General features: G+C 64.1%; 20 protein-coding genes. 1 reads left to right on the forward strand and 19 read right to left on the reverse strand.

The features are described from left to right. Position 1: 1 nt before the first annotated feature. The 19 genes from nifX to RPPS3_RS23335 form a co-directional block, all read right to left on the reverse strand. Positions 2-400, reverse strand: a complete 399-nt coding sequence (gene nifX, locus RPPS3_RS23240) for a nitrogen fixation protein NifX (protein WP_107346158.1) — start codon at positions 398-400, stop codon at positions 2-4. Between the two features lie 55 nt (positions 401-455). Further along, positions 456-1,829, reverse strand: coding sequence for a nitrogenase iron-molybdenum cofactor biosynthesis protein NifN (nifN, locus tag RPPS3_RS23245; RefSeq protein WP_107346159.1), 1,374 nt, complete (start codon positions 1,827-1,829; stop codon positions 456-458). Between the two features lie 10 nt (positions 1,830-1,839). Further along, positions 1,840-3,303 (reverse strand): nitrogenase iron-molybdenum cofactor biosynthesis protein NifE, encoded by a 1,464-nt coding sequence (gene nifE, locus RPPS3_RS23250; protein ID WP_107346160.1) that lies wholly within the window; start codon positions 3,301-3,303, stop codon positions 1,840-1,842. A 38-nt stretch (positions 3,304-3,341) separates the two neighbouring features. Further along, the gene (gene nifK, locus RPPS3_RS23255; RefSeq protein WP_107346161.1) at positions 3,342-4,901 is read right to left on the reverse strand and encodes a nitrogenase molybdenum-iron protein subunit beta; all 1,560 of its coding nucleotides are present in this window, start codon (positions 4,899-4,901) and stop codon (positions 3,342-3,344) included. 77 nt (positions 4,902-4,978) lie between these two features. Then, positions 4,979-6,442 (reverse strand): nitrogenase molybdenum-iron protein alpha chain, encoded by a 1,464-nt coding sequence (nifD, locus tag RPPS3_RS23260; protein WP_107346162.1) that lies wholly within the window; start codon positions 6,440-6,442, stop codon positions 4,979-4,981. A 71-nt stretch (positions 6,443-6,513) separates the two neighbouring features. After that, complete coding sequence (nifH, locus tag RPPS3_RS23265; protein WP_054161688.1) at positions 6,514-7,407, reverse strand: nitrogenase iron protein; 894 nt, start codon at positions 7,405-7,407, stop codon at positions 6,514-6,516. Between the two features lie 609 nt (positions 7,408-8,016). Beyond that, the gene (locus tag RPPS3_RS23275; protein WP_107346164.1) at positions 8,017-8,919 is read right to left on the reverse strand and encodes an SIR2 family protein; all 903 of its coding nucleotides are present in this window, start codon (positions 8,917-8,919) and stop codon (positions 8,017-8,019) included. A 14-nt stretch (positions 8,920-8,933) separates the two neighbouring features. Beyond that, positions 8,934-9,212: a hypothetical protein gene (locus RPPS3_RS23280; protein WP_107346165.1), complete on the reverse strand. Its 279-nt coding sequence runs from the start codon at positions 9,210-9,212 to the stop codon at positions 8,934-8,936. 2 nt (positions 9,213-9,214) lie between these two features. Then, complete coding sequence (gene nifT / locus RPPS3_RS23285; protein WP_107346166.1) at positions 9,215-9,415, reverse strand: putative nitrogen fixation protein NifT; 201 nt, start codon at positions 9,413-9,415, stop codon at positions 9,215-9,217. 36 nt (positions 9,416-9,451) lie between these two features. Further along, positions 9,452-9,685 carry a nitrogen fixation protein NifZ gene (locus tag RPPS3_RS23290; RefSeq protein WP_107346167.1) on the reverse strand — a complete coding sequence of 78 codons (234 nt, stop codon included), beginning with the start codon at positions 9,683-9,685 and terminating at the stop codon, positions 9,452-9,454. Continuing rightward, on the reverse strand, positions 9,685-9,984 hold the full coding sequence (locus RPPS3_RS23295; protein WP_107346168.1) for a nitrogen fixation protein NifZ: 300 nt from the start codon (positions 9,982-9,984) through the stop codon (positions 9,685-9,687). Before RPPS3_RS23295 ends, RPPS3_RS23290 begins: the two co-directional genes overlap by 1 nt. Beyond that, on the reverse strand, positions 9,981-10,766 hold the full coding sequence (locus RPPS3_RS23300) for a 4Fe4S-binding leucine-rich repeat protein (RefSeq protein ID WP_107346169.1): 786 nt from the start codon (positions 10,764-10,766) through the stop codon (positions 9,981-9,983). The genes RPPS3_RS23295 and RPPS3_RS23300 overlap by 4 nt, the downstream gene beginning before the upstream one ends. Continuing rightward, on the reverse strand, positions 10,756-11,295 hold the full coding sequence (locus tag RPPS3_RS23305; RefSeq protein WP_107346170.1) for a hypothetical protein: 540 nt from the start codon (positions 11,293-11,295) through the stop codon (positions 10,756-10,758). The genes RPPS3_RS23300 and RPPS3_RS23305 overlap by 11 nt, the downstream gene beginning before the upstream one ends. A 3-nt stretch (positions 11,296-11,298) precedes the next feature. After that, positions 11,299-11,655: a HesB/IscA family protein gene (locus tag RPPS3_RS23310; RefSeq protein ID WP_107346171.1), complete on the reverse strand. Its 357-nt coding sequence runs from the start codon at positions 11,653-11,655 to the stop codon at positions 11,299-11,301. Positions 11,656-11,665: 10 nt separating this feature from the next. Beyond that, positions 11,666-11,887: a 4Fe-4S binding protein gene (locus tag RPPS3_RS23315; protein WP_107346172.1), complete on the reverse strand. Its 222-nt coding sequence runs from the start codon at positions 11,885-11,887 to the stop codon at positions 11,666-11,668. A 26-nt stretch (positions 11,888-11,913) separates the two neighbouring features. Further along, positions 11,914-13,470, reverse strand: a complete 1,557-nt coding sequence (gene nifB, locus RPPS3_RS23320) for a nitrogenase cofactor biosynthesis protein NifB (RefSeq protein ID WP_107346173.1) — start codon at positions 13,468-13,470, stop codon at positions 11,914-11,916. Between the two features lie 158 nt (positions 13,471-13,628). After that, positions 13,629-13,823 (reverse strand): 4Fe-4S binding protein, encoded by a 195-nt coding sequence (locus RPPS3_RS23325; protein WP_011160163.1) that lies wholly within the window; start codon positions 13,821-13,823, stop codon positions 13,629-13,631. A gap of 277 nt (positions 13,824-14,100) precedes the next feature. Next, positions 14,101-15,855, reverse strand: coding sequence for a nif-specific transcriptional activator NifA (gene nifA, locus RPPS3_RS23330; protein ID WP_107346174.1), 1,755 nt, complete (start codon positions 15,853-15,855; stop codon positions 14,101-14,103). Positions 15,856-16,168: 313 nt separating this feature from the next. Beyond that, complete coding sequence (locus RPPS3_RS23335) at positions 16,169-16,966, reverse strand: SDR family NAD(P)-dependent oxidoreductase (protein ID WP_349626913.1); 798 nt, start codon at positions 16,964-16,966, stop codon at positions 16,169-16,171. Positions 16,967-17,323: 357 nt separating this feature from the next. Between RPPS3_RS23335 and RPPS3_RS23340 the strand changes: the two genes are divergently transcribed. Further along, positions 17,324-18,178: a xanthine dehydrogenase gene (locus RPPS3_RS23340; RefSeq protein ID WP_107346176.1), complete on the forward strand. Its 855-nt coding sequence runs from the start codon at positions 17,324-17,326 to the stop codon at positions 18,176-18,178. The last annotated feature ends 6 nt before the right edge of the window (positions 18,179-18,184 follow it).

The following is an 18,184-nucleotide window of genomic DNA, read 5'->3' on the forward strand; positions in this document are numbered from 1 at the left end:
GTCAGGCCTCGTCGGCAAAATCGAACGTGCGCTCTTCACCCTTCATCAGCGCTTTGCGCAGCCACGGCGGCGGCACGCCGCGCAGCACGCCCTGCAGCTTGGTGATCAGATCGGTGATCAGCTCCGGCTGCGCCAGCTTCAGCGGGTGGACCTGAGCGGCGACGACCCGCGCCGCGCCCGAGCCGCCGATCGCCGTGCAGTACATGATGGCGCAATCGCGGATCGCGTCGATCTTGGCGACCAGCTTGTCCTCGTTGCCGTCTTCTTTCTCCTCGGCGAACTGCACCGCTTCGATAAAGCGATAATCGTCGGCGGTGACTTCGTAGATCGCGATGTTCCGGGCCCAGCCGAAATGCGCATCGACGCGCGCAAGGTCCTGGGTGGCAAAGGCGACTTTCATGCCGGTTCTCCTGAGTTGTGCATCGGCGCTGTGCTCCGCTCGACTGCCGTCGTTGCTAATGAGCCGTAGCCGGCGCATCGGTCTGATCCGGGCGAGCAGAGGCACTCCGCCAGCTGTTCACATCCGGCTCCTTGATGTTGGCGATGAACACATTGCCGATCGCGAAGATCAGATCGCGGGTGCCACGATAGCCGACCGCCACCTGATGCGCGGCACCGAGCCGATCGAACATCGGCAGCCCCATCCGGAACAGCGGCACGCCCAGTCGTTCCGCGGCCTGGCGGCCGTGCGAGTGCGTCACCAACAGATCGCAATCTTCAGCGCGGCGTTCGAGATCTTCGAGATCGCCGATCAGCACCTCGTCGCTCGGCACCTGGGCCAGGATCGGCGAGGTCGTGGTCGTGACCGCAGCACTGACGGTGCAGCCCATGTCGGCGAGGAAGCCGCCGATATTCAGCAGCATGTCCGGCTCGGCGCCGATCGCGACGCTCTTGCCGCCGAAATAGAAGTGGCCATCGAGCATGGCGTCGACCAGCTGGCTGCGCTGGCGGCGATATTTTGGCGGCACCGGGCGGCCGCTGATCTTGGCCAGCGTCGCCATCAGCTCATCGGCGGCGGCAAGCCCGGTGACCCGCGCCAGCAGCGTGAACGGCACACCCGCCTTGGCTTCGAGCGCGACCGCGGCTTTGCGCATCTGCTCGCCGAATGCCAGCGTGTAGGCCGCGCCGCCCATCGCGGCGACTTCGGCGACCGAGACGCCGCCATGCGTGGTCGGTGTGAAGTCGTCCGGCAGATGGCCGTCGAGCGAGCCGGAGATGTCCGGCAGGAAGGTCGGCGCCAGGCCGAACGCTTCGATGATATCGCGCAGTTCGTCGATGTCGCCCGGCGTCAGATGGCTGCCGGCCAACACGTTGATCCTGTCGGCATCCGGCGCGATGCCCTCAGCCGGCGCCTCGACCAGGGTCTCGACGATCCGCGCCACGGTAGCGGCGAAACCGTCTTCGAACGCGCCCTTGAAGTCCGGGGTCGACACCGGCACCAGCGCGACGTTCGCCAGTTCCGGATGATTGGCTCGCACCATCTTGATGTAGCCGTCGAGATCATCGCCTTTGATCTCGGTGACGCCGGTGGTGCAGATCCCGATCACGTCGGGCTTGGTGCGGCCGACGATGTTGACGATCGCCTGCTCGACATTCTCGAAGCCGCCGAGCACGGTGGCGACTTCGCTCATCGCCGTGGTCTGCAGCGGAATCGACTCGCGGAAGTGGCGAACGAACAACACCAGGCCGAACGAGGTGCAGCCCTGGGAGCCGTGCAGCAGGGGCATGCAGTTGCGCAGCCCCATGAAGGCCAGCGCGGCGCCGAGCGGCTGACTCATCCGCAGCGGATTGACGGTGCAGGACTTAGTCGAGGTGACGATCTGTGCCATCGCAGCCTCCTTACGCCACCCGAGCCGAACGCCCGAAGATCGCGCGCTGGCGATCGTCGGCGGCGTTAGCGGCATCGGCGCGCTCTTCCCAGGTCACCTCGTCCCACGGAGGGGCGCTGCGCACCTGAGCCCAGATCGGATTGGACAGCGACTTGTCGATCTGCCGGACCATCTCGACGATGCCGACATAGCCGCAATACGCGTAGGTGCGCTCCTGGTTGATATCCATCCAGGGCATCCGCGCCTTCAGCGCGACGAACTGCGAACGACCTCCCGACAGCATGATGTCGGCCTGCGCCTCTTTCAGCATCTTGTACATTTCGCGCGGGCGCAGATCGTCGATCTGGTGGACGTCCGGGCTCATCTCCTTGAGCCGCAGCTTGTCTTCCTTGGTCGACTTCTTGACGCTGGTGCCGACGATCGACAGTCCGGCTTCCTGCAGCGCCGCCACCACCGACCACGACTTCACACCGCCGGTGATCAGCAACACCTTCTTGCCTTCGAGGCGCGGGGTGTAGGCCTTGATCGCCGCCCAGGCCTTGGCCTCTTCGCGCGCGATCAGCACTTCGACACGGTCCATCAGCTCGGCGTCGGCGCCGCGCTGGATCAGCAGGCGGGCGATCTGGCGCAGCGACTCGGAGGTGTCGCTGATGCCGTAGAACGATCCTTCGAAGTACGGGATGCCGTAGCGCTCTTCCATCTTACGCGCGACGTTGATCATCGCGGTCGAGCACACCATCATGGCGGCACGGGCGCGGTGCGACTGCGCCACCTCGTGATAGCGCGCGTCGCCCGACAGGCACGACAGGATGCGGATACCGAGCTCATCGAGCAGCGGCTTCACCTGCCACAGCTCGCCCGCGACGTTGTATTCGCCGATGATGTTGATGTCGTACGGGGTCGTGAACTCCGGCTCCTGGGTGCCGATCACGTAGTCCAGCATCGCTTCGCCGGCGAGCTTGTTGCCGAGATTCTTCGGCCCGACAAAGCCGGGCGAGATGATCGGGACGCAGGGCTTGCCGAACTTCTCGGCCGCCACCTTGCAGACGGCGACGATATCGTCACCCATCATCGCCGGCACGCAGGTCTGATACACGAAGACTGCGGGCGGATCGTACTTCTCGATGATTTCCTTGATCGACCGGAACAGCCGCTTCTCGCCGCCGAAGATGACGTCGTTCTCGCCCATGTCGGTGGTGAAGCCGGTGCGATACAGCTTCGAGCCGGACGACTTGGTGCCGCGGTTATCCCAGGACGAGCCTTCACAGGCGATCGGGCCGTGCACCAGGTGCGCGACGTCCACGATCGGCTGCAGCGCGATCTTGGCGCCGTCGAAGGCGCAGCCGCCGGCTGCGCCTCCCGGCTGCAGCGGTTTGCTGCAGCCCTTCTTGCGTTGCTTGTCGGACTTGGCCTGATTGGCCGCACAGCCGGGCTCGTTGAAGACGTCTTGAATCTTGTCTGCGAGGCGGCTCATGCGGCACTCCTGTAATCAGGTTCTCCGAAGCTGCGGCATCAGCGGATGATGTCGAAGCTGATGTCGGTCTTGCCGGCGGCGTTGGTCGACTTGTCCATTTCGTCGAAGATCTTGTCGAGGATCTTGACCAGGACGTTCATCGAACCCTGATAGCCCCACACCGGCGCGCGGTGATGGTGATGGCGATCGAAGATCGGGAAGCCGATGCGGATCAGCGGCGTGCCGGTGTCGCGCTCGAGATACTTGCCGTAGGTGTTGCCGATCATGAAGTCGACCGGTTCAGTGAACAGCAGCGAGCGCAGGTGCCAGAGGTCCTTGCCGGCGTAGACCTTGCAACCAGCGCCGAACGGCGACGAGTCAAGCAGCGCCTGCACCTTGGCTTCCCACGTCTTGTTGCCGTTGGTGGCGAGGATGTGGGTCGGTTCGCCGCCGAGTTCGAGGATGAATTCGGCGAGGCCGTAGCACAGGTCCGGATCGCCATAGATGGCGAACTTCTTGCCGTGGATGTGGGCGGCCGAGTCGGCGATGGCGTCGACCAGCCGGCCACGTTCCTTGGTCAGCGCTTCGGGGATCGCCTTGCCGGTGATCCGCGACACCGCCTGCAGGAACCGATCGGTGCCGCTGACGCCGACGGGGTGATTGAACGCCACGACCTCCTGGCCATGGTCGGCGATCGTCGCCAGCGTCTTTTCGGTGCAGAACTCCTGCATCGAAATCGTCGCCTTGGCGTGGACGGCGTTGGCGGCCTGCTCCAGCGTGGTGCCGCCGTCGTACATCCGGAACTCGCCGTCGGCCGGGGTGTCCCAGACGTCGCTGTTGTCGCCGAAGATGGTGTATTCAACGCCCATCGTTTCGAAGATGCGCTTGATTTCGCGGAGGTTACCGACGGTGTAGCCGTCGAAGCCGCCGAGGAAATTGATCGACTCGTTCGGCTTGCGCTCGAGCTTCGGCGCGGTGCCGGACTTGCCGTCCCAGAAGTGCTCGACCACGCCCTTCATGGTGTTGTCGTAGCCGGTGATGTGGCTGCCGACGAACGCCGGGGTGTGGGCGTAGGTGACGTCGAAGTCCGTCGGGACCGAGCCCTTTTCCTTGGCGTTCTTGATGAACGCGTTGAGGTCGTCACCGATGACTTCCGCCATGCAGGTGGTCGAGACCGCGATCATCTTCGGCTTGTACAGCGCATAGGCGTTGGCCAGACCGTCGATCATGTTGTTGAGGCCGCCGAACACCGCGGCGTCTTCGGTCATCGACGACGACACGCAGGAGGTCGGCTCCTTGAAGTGCCGGGTGAAGTGGCTGCGATAGTAAGCGACGCAGCCCTGCGAGCCATGCACGAACGGCAGCGTCTTTTCGAAGCCGACCGCCGCGAACACCGCGCCGAGCGGCTGGCAGGCCTTGGCCGGGTTGATGACAAGCGCTTCGCGGGCGAAGTTCTTGTCCTGATATTCCTTGGTCTTGGTCCAGTCCGAGACGCGCGCGACCTCGGCTTCGCCAACATAGTTCTCGAAATTCTTCCGCTTGTTCTCCATCAACTCTTCGTACTGGGGCTCACGGAAGAGGTCGAAGTGATCGCGGATCTTCTCTGCGGTCTCGGTCATGGTGATGTCTTTCCCAAGAATTCGGTGTCGCGGCGCTTCCGGCGGCTGGCGCCGGAAGCCCGGTGTGAAGGTTCAGCTCAGCTCCAAGGTGCCTTGGTCAGTTTCCAGACCGGGGCATTGATGGCGATGTCCATGTCGCGGGCGAAGATGCCGAACCCGTCGTAGCCGTGATACGGGCCCGAATAGTCCCAGGAATGCATCTGGCGGAACGGAACGCCCATCTTCTGGAAGATGTACTTTTCCTTGACGCCGGAGCCGACCAGGTCGGGCTGCACCTTCTCGACGAACTTCTCGAATTCGTAGCCGGTGACGTCGTCGTAGATCAGCGTGCCGTCTTTCACGTAATGGGTGGTGCGCTGATAGTCGTCGTTATGGGCGAACTCGTAGCCGGTACCGACCACTTCCATGCCGAGATCTTCGTAGGCACCGATGACGTGGCGTGGACGCAGACCGCCGACATAGAGCATCACCTTCTTGCCTTCGAGGCGCGGGCGATACTTGGCGATCACCGCATCCATCTTCGGCTTGTACTTGGCGATGACGCGCTCGGCGCCTTCCTTGATCTTGTCGTCGAACTTCGCGGCGATCTCGCGCAAGCTCGCCTCGATCTTGGACGGGCCGAAGAAGTTGTACTCAACCCACGGAATACCGAACTTCTCTTCCATGTGCCGCGTGATGTAGTTCATCGAGCGGTAGCAGTGCAGGATGTTCAGCTTCGCCTTCGGCGTGTTCTCCAGCTCGGCGATAGTGCCGTCGCCGGACCACTGCGCGATCACGCGGAGGCCCATTTCCTCGAGCAGGATACGCGAGGCCCAGGCGTCGCCGCCGATATTGTAGTCGCCAATGATCGCGACGTCGTAGGGGGTCGACTGGAAGCCGGCGTTCTTCTCGGCGGCCTTGTCGAACACCCAGTCACGGATCACGTCGTTGGCGATGTGGTGGCCGAGCGACTGCGACACACCGCGGAAGCCTTCGCAACGCACCGGGATGATCGGCTTGCCGTCATACTGCTTCGACTTGGCCTTGGAGACCGCCTCGATGTCGTCGCCGATCAGACCGATCGGGCATTCCGACTGCACCGAGATGCCCTTGGAGAGCGGGAACAGCTCCTGGATCTCGTCGATGATCTTGCCGAGCTTCTTGTCACCGCCGAAAACGATGTCCTTCTCCTGGAAGTCGGAGGTGAACTGCATCGTACCGAAAGTGTCGACGCCGGTGGTGCCCTTGTAATAGTTGCGGCGCGAGCCCCACGAATACTGGCCGCAGCCGACCGGGCCGTGGCTGATGTGAACCATGTCCTTGATCGGGCCCCACACCACGCCCTTCGAGCCGGCGTAGGCGCAACCGCGGATCGTCATCACGCCCGGGATCGACTTGATGTTGGACTTGACCGAGCACTCCGCCTTTTCGGCGTCGTACGTGTTGAGATGCTTGGCGCGACGCTTGGCCGACTTGTCCGGATAGGCCTCCAGGACTTCGCCGATCAGCTTCTTGTTACGTTCCTTGATGTCCGCGGGGGATTCTGCGACTGCGGTGCTCATCGTTGTTCCTCGTGTCTGGGGCCGCCGGGATGGCGGCCGGTCGCGCTAGGCGACCGGCCTGGCTGATGCGATCAGGCGGACGCGGCCGCCTTGGCGGCTTCCTTGGCGGCGAGCTCGGCGAGCTGCTGCTCCTCGGTCTTCATGATGCCGAAGTCGAGCAGCATCTCTTCCAGCTCTTCCATGGTGATCGGGGTCGGGATGGTGCCGTTGCCGCAGTTGGCGTGGACCTTGTTGGCCAGGGCGCGATATTCCTTGGCCTGCTGGCTGTCGGGCGCGTACTGGATCACGGTCTGGCGGCGCAGCTCGGCGTGCTGCACGATATTGTCGCGCGGCACGAAGTGGATCAGCTTCGAGTTCAGCTTCTTGGCCAGCGCTTCGGCGAGGTCGAGCTCGCGGTCGGTCTGGCGCTCGTTGCAGATCAGGCCGCCGAGGCGGACGCCGCCCGACGAAGCGTACTTCAGAATGCCCTTGGAGATGTTGTTGGCGGCATACAGCGCCATCATCTCGCCGGACATGACGATGTAGATTTCCTGCGCCTTGTTTTCACGGATCGGCATCGCGAAGCCGCCGCACACCACGTCGCCGAGCACGTCGTAGGAGACGTAGTCGACGTCTTCATAGGCGCCGTTTTCTTCGAGGAAGTTGATCGCGGTGATAACGCCGCGTCCGGCGCAGCCGACGCCCGGCTCCGGGCCACCGGCTTCGGTGCACTTGATGCCCTTGTAGCCGATCTTCATCACGTCTTCGAGTTCGAGGTCTTCCACCGAACCCGCTTCCGCGGCGAGGCTCAGCACCGTGTCCTGCATCTTGGTGTTGAGGATCAGACGGGTGGAGTCCGCCTTGGGGTCGCAGCCGACGATCAGGATCTTCTGCCCCATCTCGACCAGCGCCGCGAGGGTGTTCTGCGAGGTGGTCGACTTGCCGATGCCGCCCTTGCCGTAGAATGCGATTTGCCGAAGTGCCATGTTTTCTCTCCGTTGACCTAATGCCGCTTGATCGATTTGCGCCGAGGCGCAGCCTTCTTCCGTTCAAAACCGTCGCACGGCTCAGATGCGGACGTTGCCCTTTGCAGTAGCTGCTCGGCCAACCATCCCTCGCCTTGCTGATCCCTGTTTTGCAACGAGCGTGCCAAGCTTCGCCGGAGACGAAAAAGTGTGTGTTTTCGCGGAGATGTAGAATGTCCGGGCAGAATGTACGTAGATGTTTAGAATCCGACATCGCTGCCGAGCGGACGACATCGCAGGGGACGGCTGTTAGAAACGAAACAAACTGATACCGGCCGGGCGAGCTAAGCGAGACTCTGTCGCAACTCGAAAACGGTTTCGCTGCGTCATCGGGAGGGAAGCGAGGCAATCCAGGGCCAGTTGTACGGAAGCAGGACCAAGCTCCTCACCATGACCAGGGCGAGTGCACGTATCGTCGTGCCCAGCCTTGTGCCGGGCATTCACGGGTACGGCAGGACCTGGAGCAAGAACGGAGATGGCCGAGCCGCCGCCGCGCCGAAGCAGCTTCGGCGCAGGCGGGACGAGCCCGGCCAAGACATTCATTGAGAGTGGGAAGAGACGAAGAAGCGCCTACGCCGTCAGCGCCTGGCTCTGCAGCAGTTCGCCGAGCGTGGCGACGAACTTCGTCAGCGGCCAATCAATCCGGGTGATGGACTGTTCCTCGAGGAAGCGCTCTTCGTTGCGGGTGGGCGTATCCGGCAACACGGCCCAATGCTGGGCAGAGGAGCGCTTCATGATCTGGCGGGCGAATGCGCGGTCGAGCTGGTTATCGAACCGGCAGCCGAGGAACAGAAAGTTCCTGTCCTTGCGCAGCTGCTGCACCGTCAGCGGGATCGGCGTCTGAATGTCGATCTCGGTCAGGACTTCGACATAGTCGCTGTCGGACACCAGAAAATTGGCCGCCGGCGCGACCGAGCCGATCGGCTGATACAGCATCGTCGTCCAGCCGAGCGCCTCGTCCGGGACCGGCGCATACAGCGGCATCTCGTCTTCGGTCACGATGCCGGGTGCGGGCTCAGCAATCTCGCTGCCGTCGGGCTTGTAGTAATTCACCCAATGGCCGTGATGTTCGCTCTGGCTGACGCCCTGTGCCATGCCCCAATTCTGGCGATTGGCGAACGCCTTCTGTGGCAGGTCGTCATACCAGGCGTGGACCAGCAGCGGCAGCTCGGGCAGCGACGCCAGCATCCGATGCAGCTCGTTCGGCTGTGGCGAGGACCGGAACGCCTCCGCCATCATCGTCGTCAGCGTTTTGCGGTGCTTGAAGTTCTCGATGTACTGCGCGGCGCCGGTGAGATTGGTGCGGACCTTGTACGGCACCGTGGTCTTCGCGGTCAGCCGCGCCACCAGCTCGGCCGGCGAGGTCGGCACGCTGCTCGATTCGCCGAGCGCCACGCAGGCCGAGCCGAGATACGGGATCACCCGGCCGCGCAACAAGCCTGCGGCGATGTCGTCGAGTGCTTGTGCCGGCATGATCCTGCTCCCTGTTAGATTGCTCTTGCAGCCTTGTGATGGACCACCACCAGGCCGGTCGCGCGCGCCGCATCGGTCGTGATGGTCCAGCAATGGTTCGATCCGTCGACCAGATAAACGCTGAACCGCGGATAATCGCGGAACGGCTGCTCCGCATAGATGTCGGACGCGTCACACTGCGTCAGCGACAGGCCGGAAAGCTCCTGCCGCACCGTCTTCAGCGCACCGACATCAGCCGCGTCGCCTCCGAGCAGCGCGTCGAGCCGGGCGAGATCGTCGGGCGACAGCGCCATGGTCAGAGCTTGCGGGCTTCGACGGTGATCGGCAGTGGCGTGTCCGCCGCCATCACCGGCAGTTCGAGCTGCCAGCCATTGGCAAGCGTAACCTTGCCGCCCCAAAGCGCGGGATTCTCCATCGCGACGATCGGCTCCTCGAGGTCCTTCTTGGCGACATAGGCGGAGTGACCGGTCGCGGTCTTGCGGATCATCACTTTCATCGAGGGTGGTCCTTTGCTTGGCCGCCGCGGCGACAGTCAGAGTGGGGTGATTTCGTCTTCGAGACAGCCGATCACCCGGTGTTCGGCGAATTCGACGAGATAAACTGGCCGATTGGTTTCGGTGTGCAGGCCGATCCGGACGATCTCGCCGGCGTCGCCGCTCTTCACCAGCAGCGCGTCCTCCGGCTGGTCCGGAAAGCTGCCGTCATTGAACAGGTCGATCTCGGCGCGGACGCGCTGGCCCCATTGGTATCGCGGCTCCGGCGTCATCACACTGCCTCCTGCGTTTCGGCCTGAAAAGCTTCGACCGCGACCAACTCCCGCCGCTTCATGCCGACGATGCGGCCCTGCGCCACGAAGTCGACGCCGTAGATGTAGAACTGCTGCAGGAAGGTGCCGATCGAGACGACGTAGCCCTCGTCGCCCTTCTTCACCAGCACCTCGCCGATCTCCTTGCCTGGAAAGGTGCCGTCGTTGCGGATGTTGAGCCGCGCCCGGACCTTCTGGCCGTATTCAAAGTCCGGCGGGCCATCCAGCTCGACGATGTCGCTGTCACGCGCGATGTTCATGGCGAGGGCTCCGTTGCGGGTTTGAGCTGTGCAGGTTCGGTGAAGCCGCTGCGGCTGCGCGCCAGCTCGCGCACCAGCGGATCGGGATCGTCGAGCAGCGGCGCCAGTTCGTAGGCGTCGACACGGCTGGCGACTTCGTAGCGAACCCGCCAATCGGCATCACCGAGCATCGCCAGCAGCCGGCCGGGCGTCATTCGCTTTGCGGCTTCGAGACGAACTTCGCCGTCCTTATCCATCGCGATCTGGGCCAGCCATTCCGGGCCGATCCGCCGAGCCACTTCGCGGCGCACGCCGGGATCGGGATCGAGCACCAACAGCGGCAGCAGGCCGGGCGATGCCCGCCGCGCCACGATCTGGCGGACATAATAATCCTCGTCGCTCGCCATCGGGCGCAGCTCGTCGTCGCTCAGCACCGAGGCGACGCGGATCCGCACTTCGCGATGCGGGTCGCTGCGCAGGCCGAGCAGATAGCGCTTCGGCAGCCGGCGTGCCGCGCTCCACCGCACCGTCTCGTCGGGATCCTGCAGCAGCTTCGGCAGCAGGAACACCGTGGCATAGCCGGCCGCAACCGCGCGCGTCTCGAAATAGGGATGGTCGAGATACGAATCGGCGAGCCCGCGGTTCTGCTGGAAGAACCGCTCCAGCCGCCGCGCATAGCGATCCTGGACACACGCCTTCTTCAATTCGCACAGCCCGGCGGACAGCAGCTCGTGATGCGGGCACGACGCACAATCAACCTCATTGCCCTGCCAATCACGGGCTTCGTCGATGTCAGTCGTCATCGTCCTGCCCTATCCGCCGCCACACCTCGAGCAGCACGGCAGCGCCGACCTTGTCGGTCGGATCGAGTTCGAGCAGCTTCTCGACAGCCGCGTGACCTTCGTCGAGCTGGCCGAGCCGCATCTGCAAATAGGCGTAGGCCTTCAGCGCAAACAGATAGAACCGCGGCAGCACCGCCGAATAGCTGGAGAACTCGGCATCGCCGCGGCGCACCTTGCGCCAGTCGGAGGCCAGGCCATTGTCGCGCGCCGCCTTGCACAGGCAGGCCTGCGCCACTTCGAGTGCCTCGCCGAGACGGCCCTTATAGAAATAGAACCGGTACAGCCCGATCAGCACTGCGGCATGGTCGGGCGCCAGCAGATGAGCTTCGCGCAGATGCTGCTCAGCCAGCGCCTCGCTCTGATAGTCACGGCCCGCCAGTTCGAGATGCCGATGTGCGTCTGCCGGCAGACCGGCGCCGAGCAGCGCCCCGGCCAGCAGCGACTGCTCCGGACCAGACATCGTCAGTTCGCTGTGCATCAGGTCGGGCATGGCTCACAGCTCCCGCAGCTGGTGCAGACCGGCGGTCGGCTTGGACCCGCTGTCGCTGGCGCACTGACAGTTCGATCCCTTCGGGTCGTGGAACATGAAGCCGCTTGAGGTCGGCGTCTCCATGAAATCGATCACCACGCCTTCGAGCAGCTTCAAGCTCGATTCCGGCAAAAACAGCTTGTAGTCGCCGCGATCGACCACCGCGTCCCCGGTGTGCGGCGCGCCGGCGATATCGAACTGCGCCGACAGGCCGGAGCAGCCGCCGGCGCTGACCACCAGGCGGAAGCCGCCGGTGCCGCCGCTGAACCGCAGCATGCGACGGATGAATTTCTCGGCCGAGGGGGTGAAGCTCATATCCATCGGAATCGCCTCATGCTGCCTGGTAGCGCGGGACGGAATTGTCGATCACGCAGGTGCCGTCGACCGGGCACACCGCGACACATTGCGGCTCGTCGTAGTGGCCGATGCACTCCGAGCACTTCGAAGGATCGATCGCGAAGGTGCCGCCCTTCTCGAAGATCGCCACATTCGGGCACTGCGGCTCGCAGGCCGAGCAGCCGGTGCATTGCGAGGCGACGATCTTGTAGGCCATGGCCGTTCCCCTTCGCTGCGCTCGCCCTAAGCCTCGGTGAAGGCGCCCTGGCGGATCGTGGCATCGCCGCGCGCGACGTGGCGGATCTCCGACTTACCGACGCGCTCGAGGTACTCCTTGAAGTACGCGATCACTGACTGCTCGATGTATTCGAACGCATACGACTCGACCGCCTCGATGCCGGCACCTGCAAGCGAATCCTTCGGGCACATGCCGATCTTGGCAACCAGGACGGCGGTGCAGTCGTTCAGCGCCTTGAGGATCGGCTCGATGCCGGATTCGCTGGCGTAGCCGCCTTCGCAATACAGATCGACGCGGCGGTGACCGACGAACTTCGCACCGGCAGTCGACACTTCGTAGATCTGGAATTCGTGAGCGTGGCCGAAGTGCTCATTGATGACGCCGCCGCCCTTGGTGGCGATTGCCACCTGGATCTTGATGGTCGCGGTCTCGTCGGCGAGCTTGTCCAGCTCGCGCTGCTTGGCGACCGCGATCGCGTCGCGCTCGGCCTCGACCTTGGCCTGGTAGGCCTGGCGCGCGGCAAGGTCGTATTCGACGTCCATCGCCATCACCTTTTCGGTGGTGAATTCGGCGCTACGGTCCTCGCCGAGCAGACCGACGGCGTCGGCACGGCACTGCCGGCAGTGCCGCATCATGTTCATCTCGCCTTCGCAGGCATCCTGCAGCGCCTTGAGCTCCTGCGCGGTCGGGCCGCGCTGGCCGGACAGGCCGAATGCAGTGCCGTGCTCGGCTTCGGAGATCAGCGGCATGATGTTGTGCAGGAAGGCGCCGCGCGACTTCACCGCCTTGTTGACCTCGATCAGATGCTCGTCGTTGATCCCCGGGATCATCACCGAGTTGACCTTCACCAGGATGCCGCGCGCGACCAGCATCTCCAGGCCGAGCAACTGCCGTTCGCTGAGGATCTTCGAAGCCTCGACGCCGGTGTAGCGGCGGTGATTGTAGAAGATCCACGGATAGATCTTCGCGCCGACTTCGGGATCCACCATATTGATGGTGATGGTGACGTGATCGACCTTCATGGCGGCGATCTGCTCGACATAGTCGGGCAGCATCAGGCCGTTGGTCGACAGGCACAGCTTGATGTCGGGTGCGGTCTCAGTGACCAACTCGAAGGTCTTGAAGGTCTTGGCCGGATTGGCGAGCGCATCGCCCGGGCCGGCGATGCCGAGCACAGTCATCTGCGGGATGGTCGAGGCCACTGCGACGACCTTGCGCGCGGCCTGCTCCGGGGTCAGCTTTTCGCTGACCACGCCGGGGCGGGATTCGTTGGCGCAATCGTATTTGCGATTGCAGTAATTACACTGGATGTTGCACGCGGGCGCGACCGCGACGTGCATGCGGGCGAAGTGATGGTGCGCCTGCTCGCTATAGCAGGGATGGTTCTTCACCTTCTCCCAAACTTCCGGCGGCAGATCGCTGGGACCTGCGGCCGAGCCGCAGCTGGTCTTGCCGGCGCCGCCCTTGCTGCTGCAGCCCGATTGCGCTGCGCTCTTGCGCATCTCGTCGAACGACGTCGTTCCCAGCGCGCTGAAATCATGCAGTTGCAGCAGCTTGCTCATATCCGGGCCTCGTTCGATCGCCGCACGACAGGCGGCTTGACGGTGGGTGATGGTGCTGCAACCGAGCCGGCGAAGATCAATTCCGATCCGCTGGCGCGGCGATCCGTTGAAGACGGCGTCCGACGGTCAAGGCGTCGGCCGTCTTGCAAGATCACGCGTCAGGCCGGCACGCAGGTGTTGTCGACCGGGCAGACCGAGACGCACTGCGGCTTGTCGAACTGACCTTCGCACTCGGTGCACTTGGTCGCGTCGATCACGTAGGTGCCGCGCTTCATGCTGATCGCGGCGTTCGGGCATTCGAATTCACACGCACCGCAGACGGTGCACTGGGAGGTAACAATCTTGTAGGCCATGGTCGGCTCCTGGTTCGCAGAGTGCTGCTGACCAGTTGTCTTTCAAGCCGCGTGCCAGATGCGTGATGATTGATTTTAAAGAACTATTTGTCGCCTCAGAGGGCCCGCGCCGGTGTAGGGCCCCCGACACTTGTCGCAAGTCTGACAGGCATCCTGACCCGTCATTAAGCCCCGTCTCACACGGCAGAGATCCGCGTTGAAGTGCATACGGGCAGCCGAACGCGCGACGCTGAGGAGCGCCGCGAGTTCGGCCGAAGATGAGCGCGCGGCAGGCGCGTCAGAAGTGCTTGAGCTCGATGTTGTGCTTCTTCAGCGCGTAGCCGATCTGGCGCGGCGTGAGGCCGAGAATGCGCGCGGCCTTCGCCTGCACCCACCCGGCTCGCTCCATGGCGTTGATCAGCCGCTCGCGCTCCGACATGTTCGATTCGTCGGACGGGATCTCCGAACGGACCGGCGCCGACGCAAAATCATCCGCTGATGCGACCGGCTCGCGCGGATGCACGATTTCCACCGGCGCCTTGCGTGGCAGGACCTGGAGCGGAATTTCCGGGCGCGGACGCTCTGGCGCAGGTTCGGCGTGGCCCTTCCACAGGATCGCCGACAGGCACTCGTCCTGGTGACAGGCGAAATCGCTGTCGCGGATTTCCGGCCCCATCGCCAGGGTGGCGGTGCGGCGCACGCAGTTCTCCAGCTCGCGCACGTTGCCGGGGAACGAGCAGGCCTTCAGCAGATCCAGCGCGTGCGACTCGAAGGCCAGCTCGCGGCCGTTCTCCTTGTTGAAGTTCTTCAGGAATTCAGTCGCCAGCAGCGGGATGTCGCTGGGCCTGTCGCGCAGCGGCGGCAGGATCATCGGCACCACATTGATGCGGTAATACAAGTCGGCGCGAAACTCCTTGCGAGCCACCGCCTCTTCGAGATTGCGGTTGGTGGCGGCGACGATGCGGACATTGACCTTGATGGTCTGGTTGCCGCCGACCCGCTCGAACTCCTGCTCCTGCAAGACGCGCAGCAGCTTGGCCTGGAACGACGCGGAGATCTCACCGATCTCGTCGAGGAACAGCGTGCCCTTGTCGGCGAGCTCGAACCGCCCCTTGCGCGAGGCGATCGCGCCTGTGAACGCGCCCTTCTCGTGCCCAAACAGCTCGGACTCCAGCACCGATTCCGGCAGCGCCGCGCAGTTGATCTTGATGAACGGGCCGTTGGCGCGCGCCGACAGCTCGTGAATCGCCTTCGCGATCAGCTCCTTGCCGGTGCCGGACTCGCCGCGCAGCAGCACGGGCGACTGCGACTTGGCGATGATGCTGACCTTGGCCAGCAGTTTGCGGATCGCCGGGCTCTCGCCGACGATGCCGTCGACCTTGACCCGCTTGCGCTCGCGCTCCGGCTTCAGCTCGGACAGTTCCTTCTGCAACCGGTGGCTCTCCGCCATCAACCGCTCGCGGTCGCGGGTGACGACGCGGTGCAGCTTCACGGTCTGGCCGATCAGATTGGCCACCATGGTGAGGAAGCGCACGTCCGCGTCCATCCGGAAATGCGAACGGCCGTCGCGGACGCGATCGATGCTCAGCGTCCCCACCACCCGCGAGTCGATCCGGATCGGCACCCCGATGAACGACACCCGGGTCTCGTCAGTAGCGCCGAGCGCCATCGCATCGGCGGCGGTAAACATCGGATGGGCGGAGACATTGTCGGCGACCAGCGGCACCGCGGTGGCGACGATCTGGTCGATCGCCTTCTGAGGCAGCCGGGCGCGATAGCGGTTGTCGCTGCCTTCGTTCCAGCCGACGCCGACGGTAATATCGGGGATGCCGTCATCCGCCAACAGCGACACCACGCCGTTGCGCATCTGCAGGAACGACTGCAGCAGGTTGACGACGTTGGCGAGCGTGATCTCCAGCCGCGCCGGTGAGGTGAGGATTTTCGAAATCTCGAAAATGCCGGTGAGCGCGATATCACTCAGCGGTATCGGAGGATGGGTCATCGACGGCGATGGGTACTCGTTTTCGACAAGGCGGATTTCGCGCTGAGCCATAGCTCGTCTCCATCGCTCCCGAGCCTTCCCCCGTCAGATCCGGAGCATTGCGAGATTGTGGATGAATTCCAACCAGATGTCGTGCTCATCTTGGCTGCATCGCTGCGGAAGTTATGGCTAGCTCTGCTTAGTTCATTACCACTGATAAAAATGCTGATAATCAACTGATTACTACTCTAGCACCAGTCCGCCGCCGTTACCGCATTGATGCAGCGCAAAACTGACCGACCAAAAGAGCGGCAGCCAGCAGGCTGCCGTGTGTGATTGCTAGTCAACCGCAACTAATTGCGAACTATTCGCCTGAAGCCGACACTCAGACGTGCTGACCGCCGTTGATGTGAATTTCTTCACCGGTGACGTAGCTGGCTGCATCCGAGCACAGGAAGAACATCACCTTGGCGACCTCCTCCGGCGTCCCGATCCGCCGCATCGGAATCGTCGGCGCCAGCATGGCCTCGGTTTCGGGCGACAGGATGTCAGTCTTGATCTCGCCCGGCGCGATCGCATTCACCCGGATGCCGTAGGGCGCGTAGTCATGCGCCATCTCACGGGTCAGGCAGGTCAGCGCCGCTTTCGAGGTGGCGTAGGCGCTGCCGGCGAACGGATGCACGCGCGAGCCGACGATCGAGGTGACGTTGACGATCGAGCCCTGCCCAGCGCGCAGTTCGTCGAACAGCCCCTGCGCCAGCATCACCGGCGCCAGCAGGTTGACGTGGAACACGCTCATCCACGTCCCGACCGGCGTATTCAGCGACGTCAGCCGCTCGCCTTCGGCGTTCTTGGGGGAGATCGCCGCATTGTTGATCAGGGCGTTCAGTGGGCCGCCGCCGAGCTTCTCTTTCAGCTCGTCGATCGCCCGGGGTACCGCGCGATGGTCGGCGAGTTCGACCGCGACGTGATTCTCAAGGCCGGTCGCCCACGGACAGCGGTCATCGGCGAACGGCTGCCGCGAGCAGGTAATGATGCGCCAGCCGGCGTCGGAGAACAGCTTGCCGGTGGCATGGCCGATCCCGCGCGACGCGCCGGTCAGAACCAACGTCTTTTGCTTGCCGACGCGCGCCTCGCGCTGATCATTGTGAAACGGACAGGCGCCGCCTGTGGCCGACGGCATTCCGGCCGGCATACCAGGAGGCATCTCTGCGGGGCGCCCGGCAGGGGGCGAAGAGGGCGCGGGTTCGGGCCGCTCTGCGTGCAGTGGTTCAGGGTGCACGGGACGGTCTCCATCGGTTTCGTTGCAAGTGAACTTGCATGAACCGGGCCAACCGCTACGACGTTCGATTTAGGCCGACAAACCACACCTAGTTGCCAGCCGATGTCATTACAGCGACACCGCTCGCGCCGCACAACCCGACACAACGTTGGCTTTCCGACATCAAAACCCGCCACCCATTACCACTAACAGCGCCCGCTCGGTCTGGTCCGGCTCTTGCTTAAACAGGCTCCAGACACTGAACACAGCGTGGTGGTGATGACGCAGCCTCTCCAACTCAGCGCCGGCGGCTTCGCGGTCGTGCTCGGGACTAATGAGATCGCCTCCGCCGTCGCTGTGCATCTGCACCGCGCCGGCTGCTGTGTGGTGATGTCGCACGATCCGTTTCCGCCGGTGATCCGCCGCAAGATGGCGTTTCACGACGCGCTGTACGGCGACGAAGTCACGGTCGAAGGCGTGCGTGGCGAGCGGGTCGATCACGCCACCCAGATTTTCAAGGCGCTGCGCCGGTCGAACAACGTGCTGGTGACCTGGCTGGCGTTGCCGGACCTGCTGCCGATCAGCGCGGTCGACGTGCTGATCGATGCGCGGATGCAGAAGCACCGGGTCACGCCGGACCTGCGCGGGCTCGCGCGCGTCAGCGTCGGCCTCGGGCCCGGCTTCTCGACCGCGGTGAACTGCGACGTAGCGATCGAAACCCGTCCAGGCCGCAGCGGCCTGATCGTCGGCTCCGGCTGGACCGATGCGGCCGTCGGCGTCGCCAGCCCGCTCGGCGGCGTCGGAGCCGAGCGCTTCCAATATTCTCAGGCCAGCGGCCGATGGCGGACCGCGGTCGAGATCGGCAGCCGTGTCTTCAACGGCTATCCGATCGGTCACCTCGGCGGCGTTCCGGTGCGGGCGCCGTGCGACGGCATCCTGCGCGGCGTCGTGCGCGACGGCCAGGACGTGCCTCAGGGCGTCAAGCTGCTGGAAGTGGATTCCCGCGGCCGCCATGCGCAGTGGACCGGGATCGACGATCGCGGCCGCGGCATCGCCAAGGCGGTGCTGCGCGCCGTGCAGCCGCAGGCCGAAATCCGCCCGAGCTACGCGGCGCAGCCGATCGCGGTGTTCTAGGCCAGC

The organism is Rhodopseudomonas palustris, assembly GCF_003031265.1.
GTDB lineage: Bacteria > Pseudomonadota > Alphaproteobacteria > Rhizobiales > Xanthobacteraceae > Rhodopseudomonas > Rhodopseudomonas palustris_H.

What these genes read in the sequence shown, in the direction of transcription:
- nifX (WP_107346158.1), bottom strand. Translation starts at nt 400, where the DNA reads ATGAAAGTCGCCTTTGCCACCCAGGACCTTGCGCGCGTCGATGCGCAT.
- nifN (WP_107346159.1), bottom strand. Translation starts at nt 1,829, where the DNA reads ATGGCACAGATCGTCACCTCGACTAAGTCCTGCACCGTCAATCCGCTG.
- nifE (WP_107346160.1), bottom strand. Translation starts at nt 3,303, where the DNA reads ATGAGCCGCCTCGCAGACAAGATTCAAGACGTCTTCAACGAGCCCGGC.
- nifK (WP_107346161.1), bottom strand. Translation starts at nt 4,901, where the DNA reads ATGACCGAGACCGCAGAGAAGATCCGCGATCACTTCGACCTCTTCCGT.
- nifD (WP_107346162.1), bottom strand. Translation starts at nt 6,442, where the DNA reads ATGAGCACCGCAGTCGCAGAATCCCCCGCGGACATCAAGGAACGTAAC.
- nifH (WP_054161688.1), bottom strand. Translation starts at nt 7,407, where the DNA reads ATGGCACTTCGGCAAATCGCATTCTACGGCAAGGGCGGCATCGGCAAG.
- RPPS3_RS23275 (WP_107346164.1), bottom strand. Translation starts at nt 8,919, where the DNA reads ATGCCGGCACAAGCACTCGACGACATCGCCGCAGGCTTGTTGCGCGGC.
- RPPS3_RS23280 (WP_107346165.1), bottom strand. Translation starts at nt 9,212, where the DNA reads ATGGCGCTGTCGCCCGACGATCTCGCCCGGCTCGACGCGCTGCTCGGA.
- nifT (WP_107346166.1), bottom strand. Translation starts at nt 9,415, where the DNA reads ATGAAAGTGATGATCCGCAAGACCGCGACCGGTCACTCCGCCTATGTC.
- RPPS3_RS23290 (WP_107346167.1), bottom strand. Translation starts at nt 9,685, where the DNA reads ATGACGCCGGAGCCGCGATACCAATGGGGCCAGCGCGTCCGCGCCGAG.
- RPPS3_RS23295 (WP_107346168.1), bottom strand. Translation starts at nt 9,984, where the DNA reads ATGAACATCGCGCGTGACAGCGACATCGTCGAGCTGGATGGCCCGCCG.
- RPPS3_RS23300 (WP_107346169.1), bottom strand. Translation starts at nt 10,766, where the DNA reads ATGACGACTGACATCGACGAAGCCCGTGATTGGCAGGGCAATGAGGTT.
- RPPS3_RS23305 (WP_107346170.1), bottom strand. Translation starts at nt 11,295, where the DNA reads ATGCCCGACCTGATGCACAGCGAACTGACGATGTCTGGTCCGGAGCAG.
- RPPS3_RS23310 (WP_107346171.1), bottom strand. Translation starts at nt 11,655, where the DNA reads ATGGATATGAGCTTCACCCCCTCGGCCGAGAAATTCATCCGTCGCATG.
- RPPS3_RS23315 (WP_107346172.1), bottom strand. Translation starts at nt 11,887, where the DNA reads ATGGCCTACAAGATCGTCGCCTCGCAATGCACCGGCTGCTCGGCCTGC.
- nifB (WP_107346173.1), bottom strand. Translation starts at nt 13,470, where the DNA reads ATGAGCAAGCTGCTGCAACTGCATGATTTCAGCGCGCTGGGAACGACG.
- RPPS3_RS23325 (WP_011160163.1), bottom strand. Translation starts at nt 13,823, where the DNA reads ATGGCCTACAAGATTGTTACCTCCCAGTGCACCGTCTGCGGTGCGTGT.
- nifA (WP_107346174.1), bottom strand. Translation starts at nt 15,855, where the DNA reads ATGGCTCAGCGCGAAATCCGCCTTGTCGAAAACGAGTACCCATCGCCG.
- RPPS3_RS23335 (WP_349626913.1), bottom strand. Translation starts at nt 16,966, where the DNA reads ATGCCGTCGGCCACAGGCGGCGCCTGTCCGTTTCACAATGATCAGCGC.
- RPPS3_RS23340 (WP_107346176.1), top strand. Translation starts at nt 17,324, where the DNA reads ATGACGCAGCCTCTCCAACTCAGCGCCGGCGGCTTCGCGGTCGTGCTC.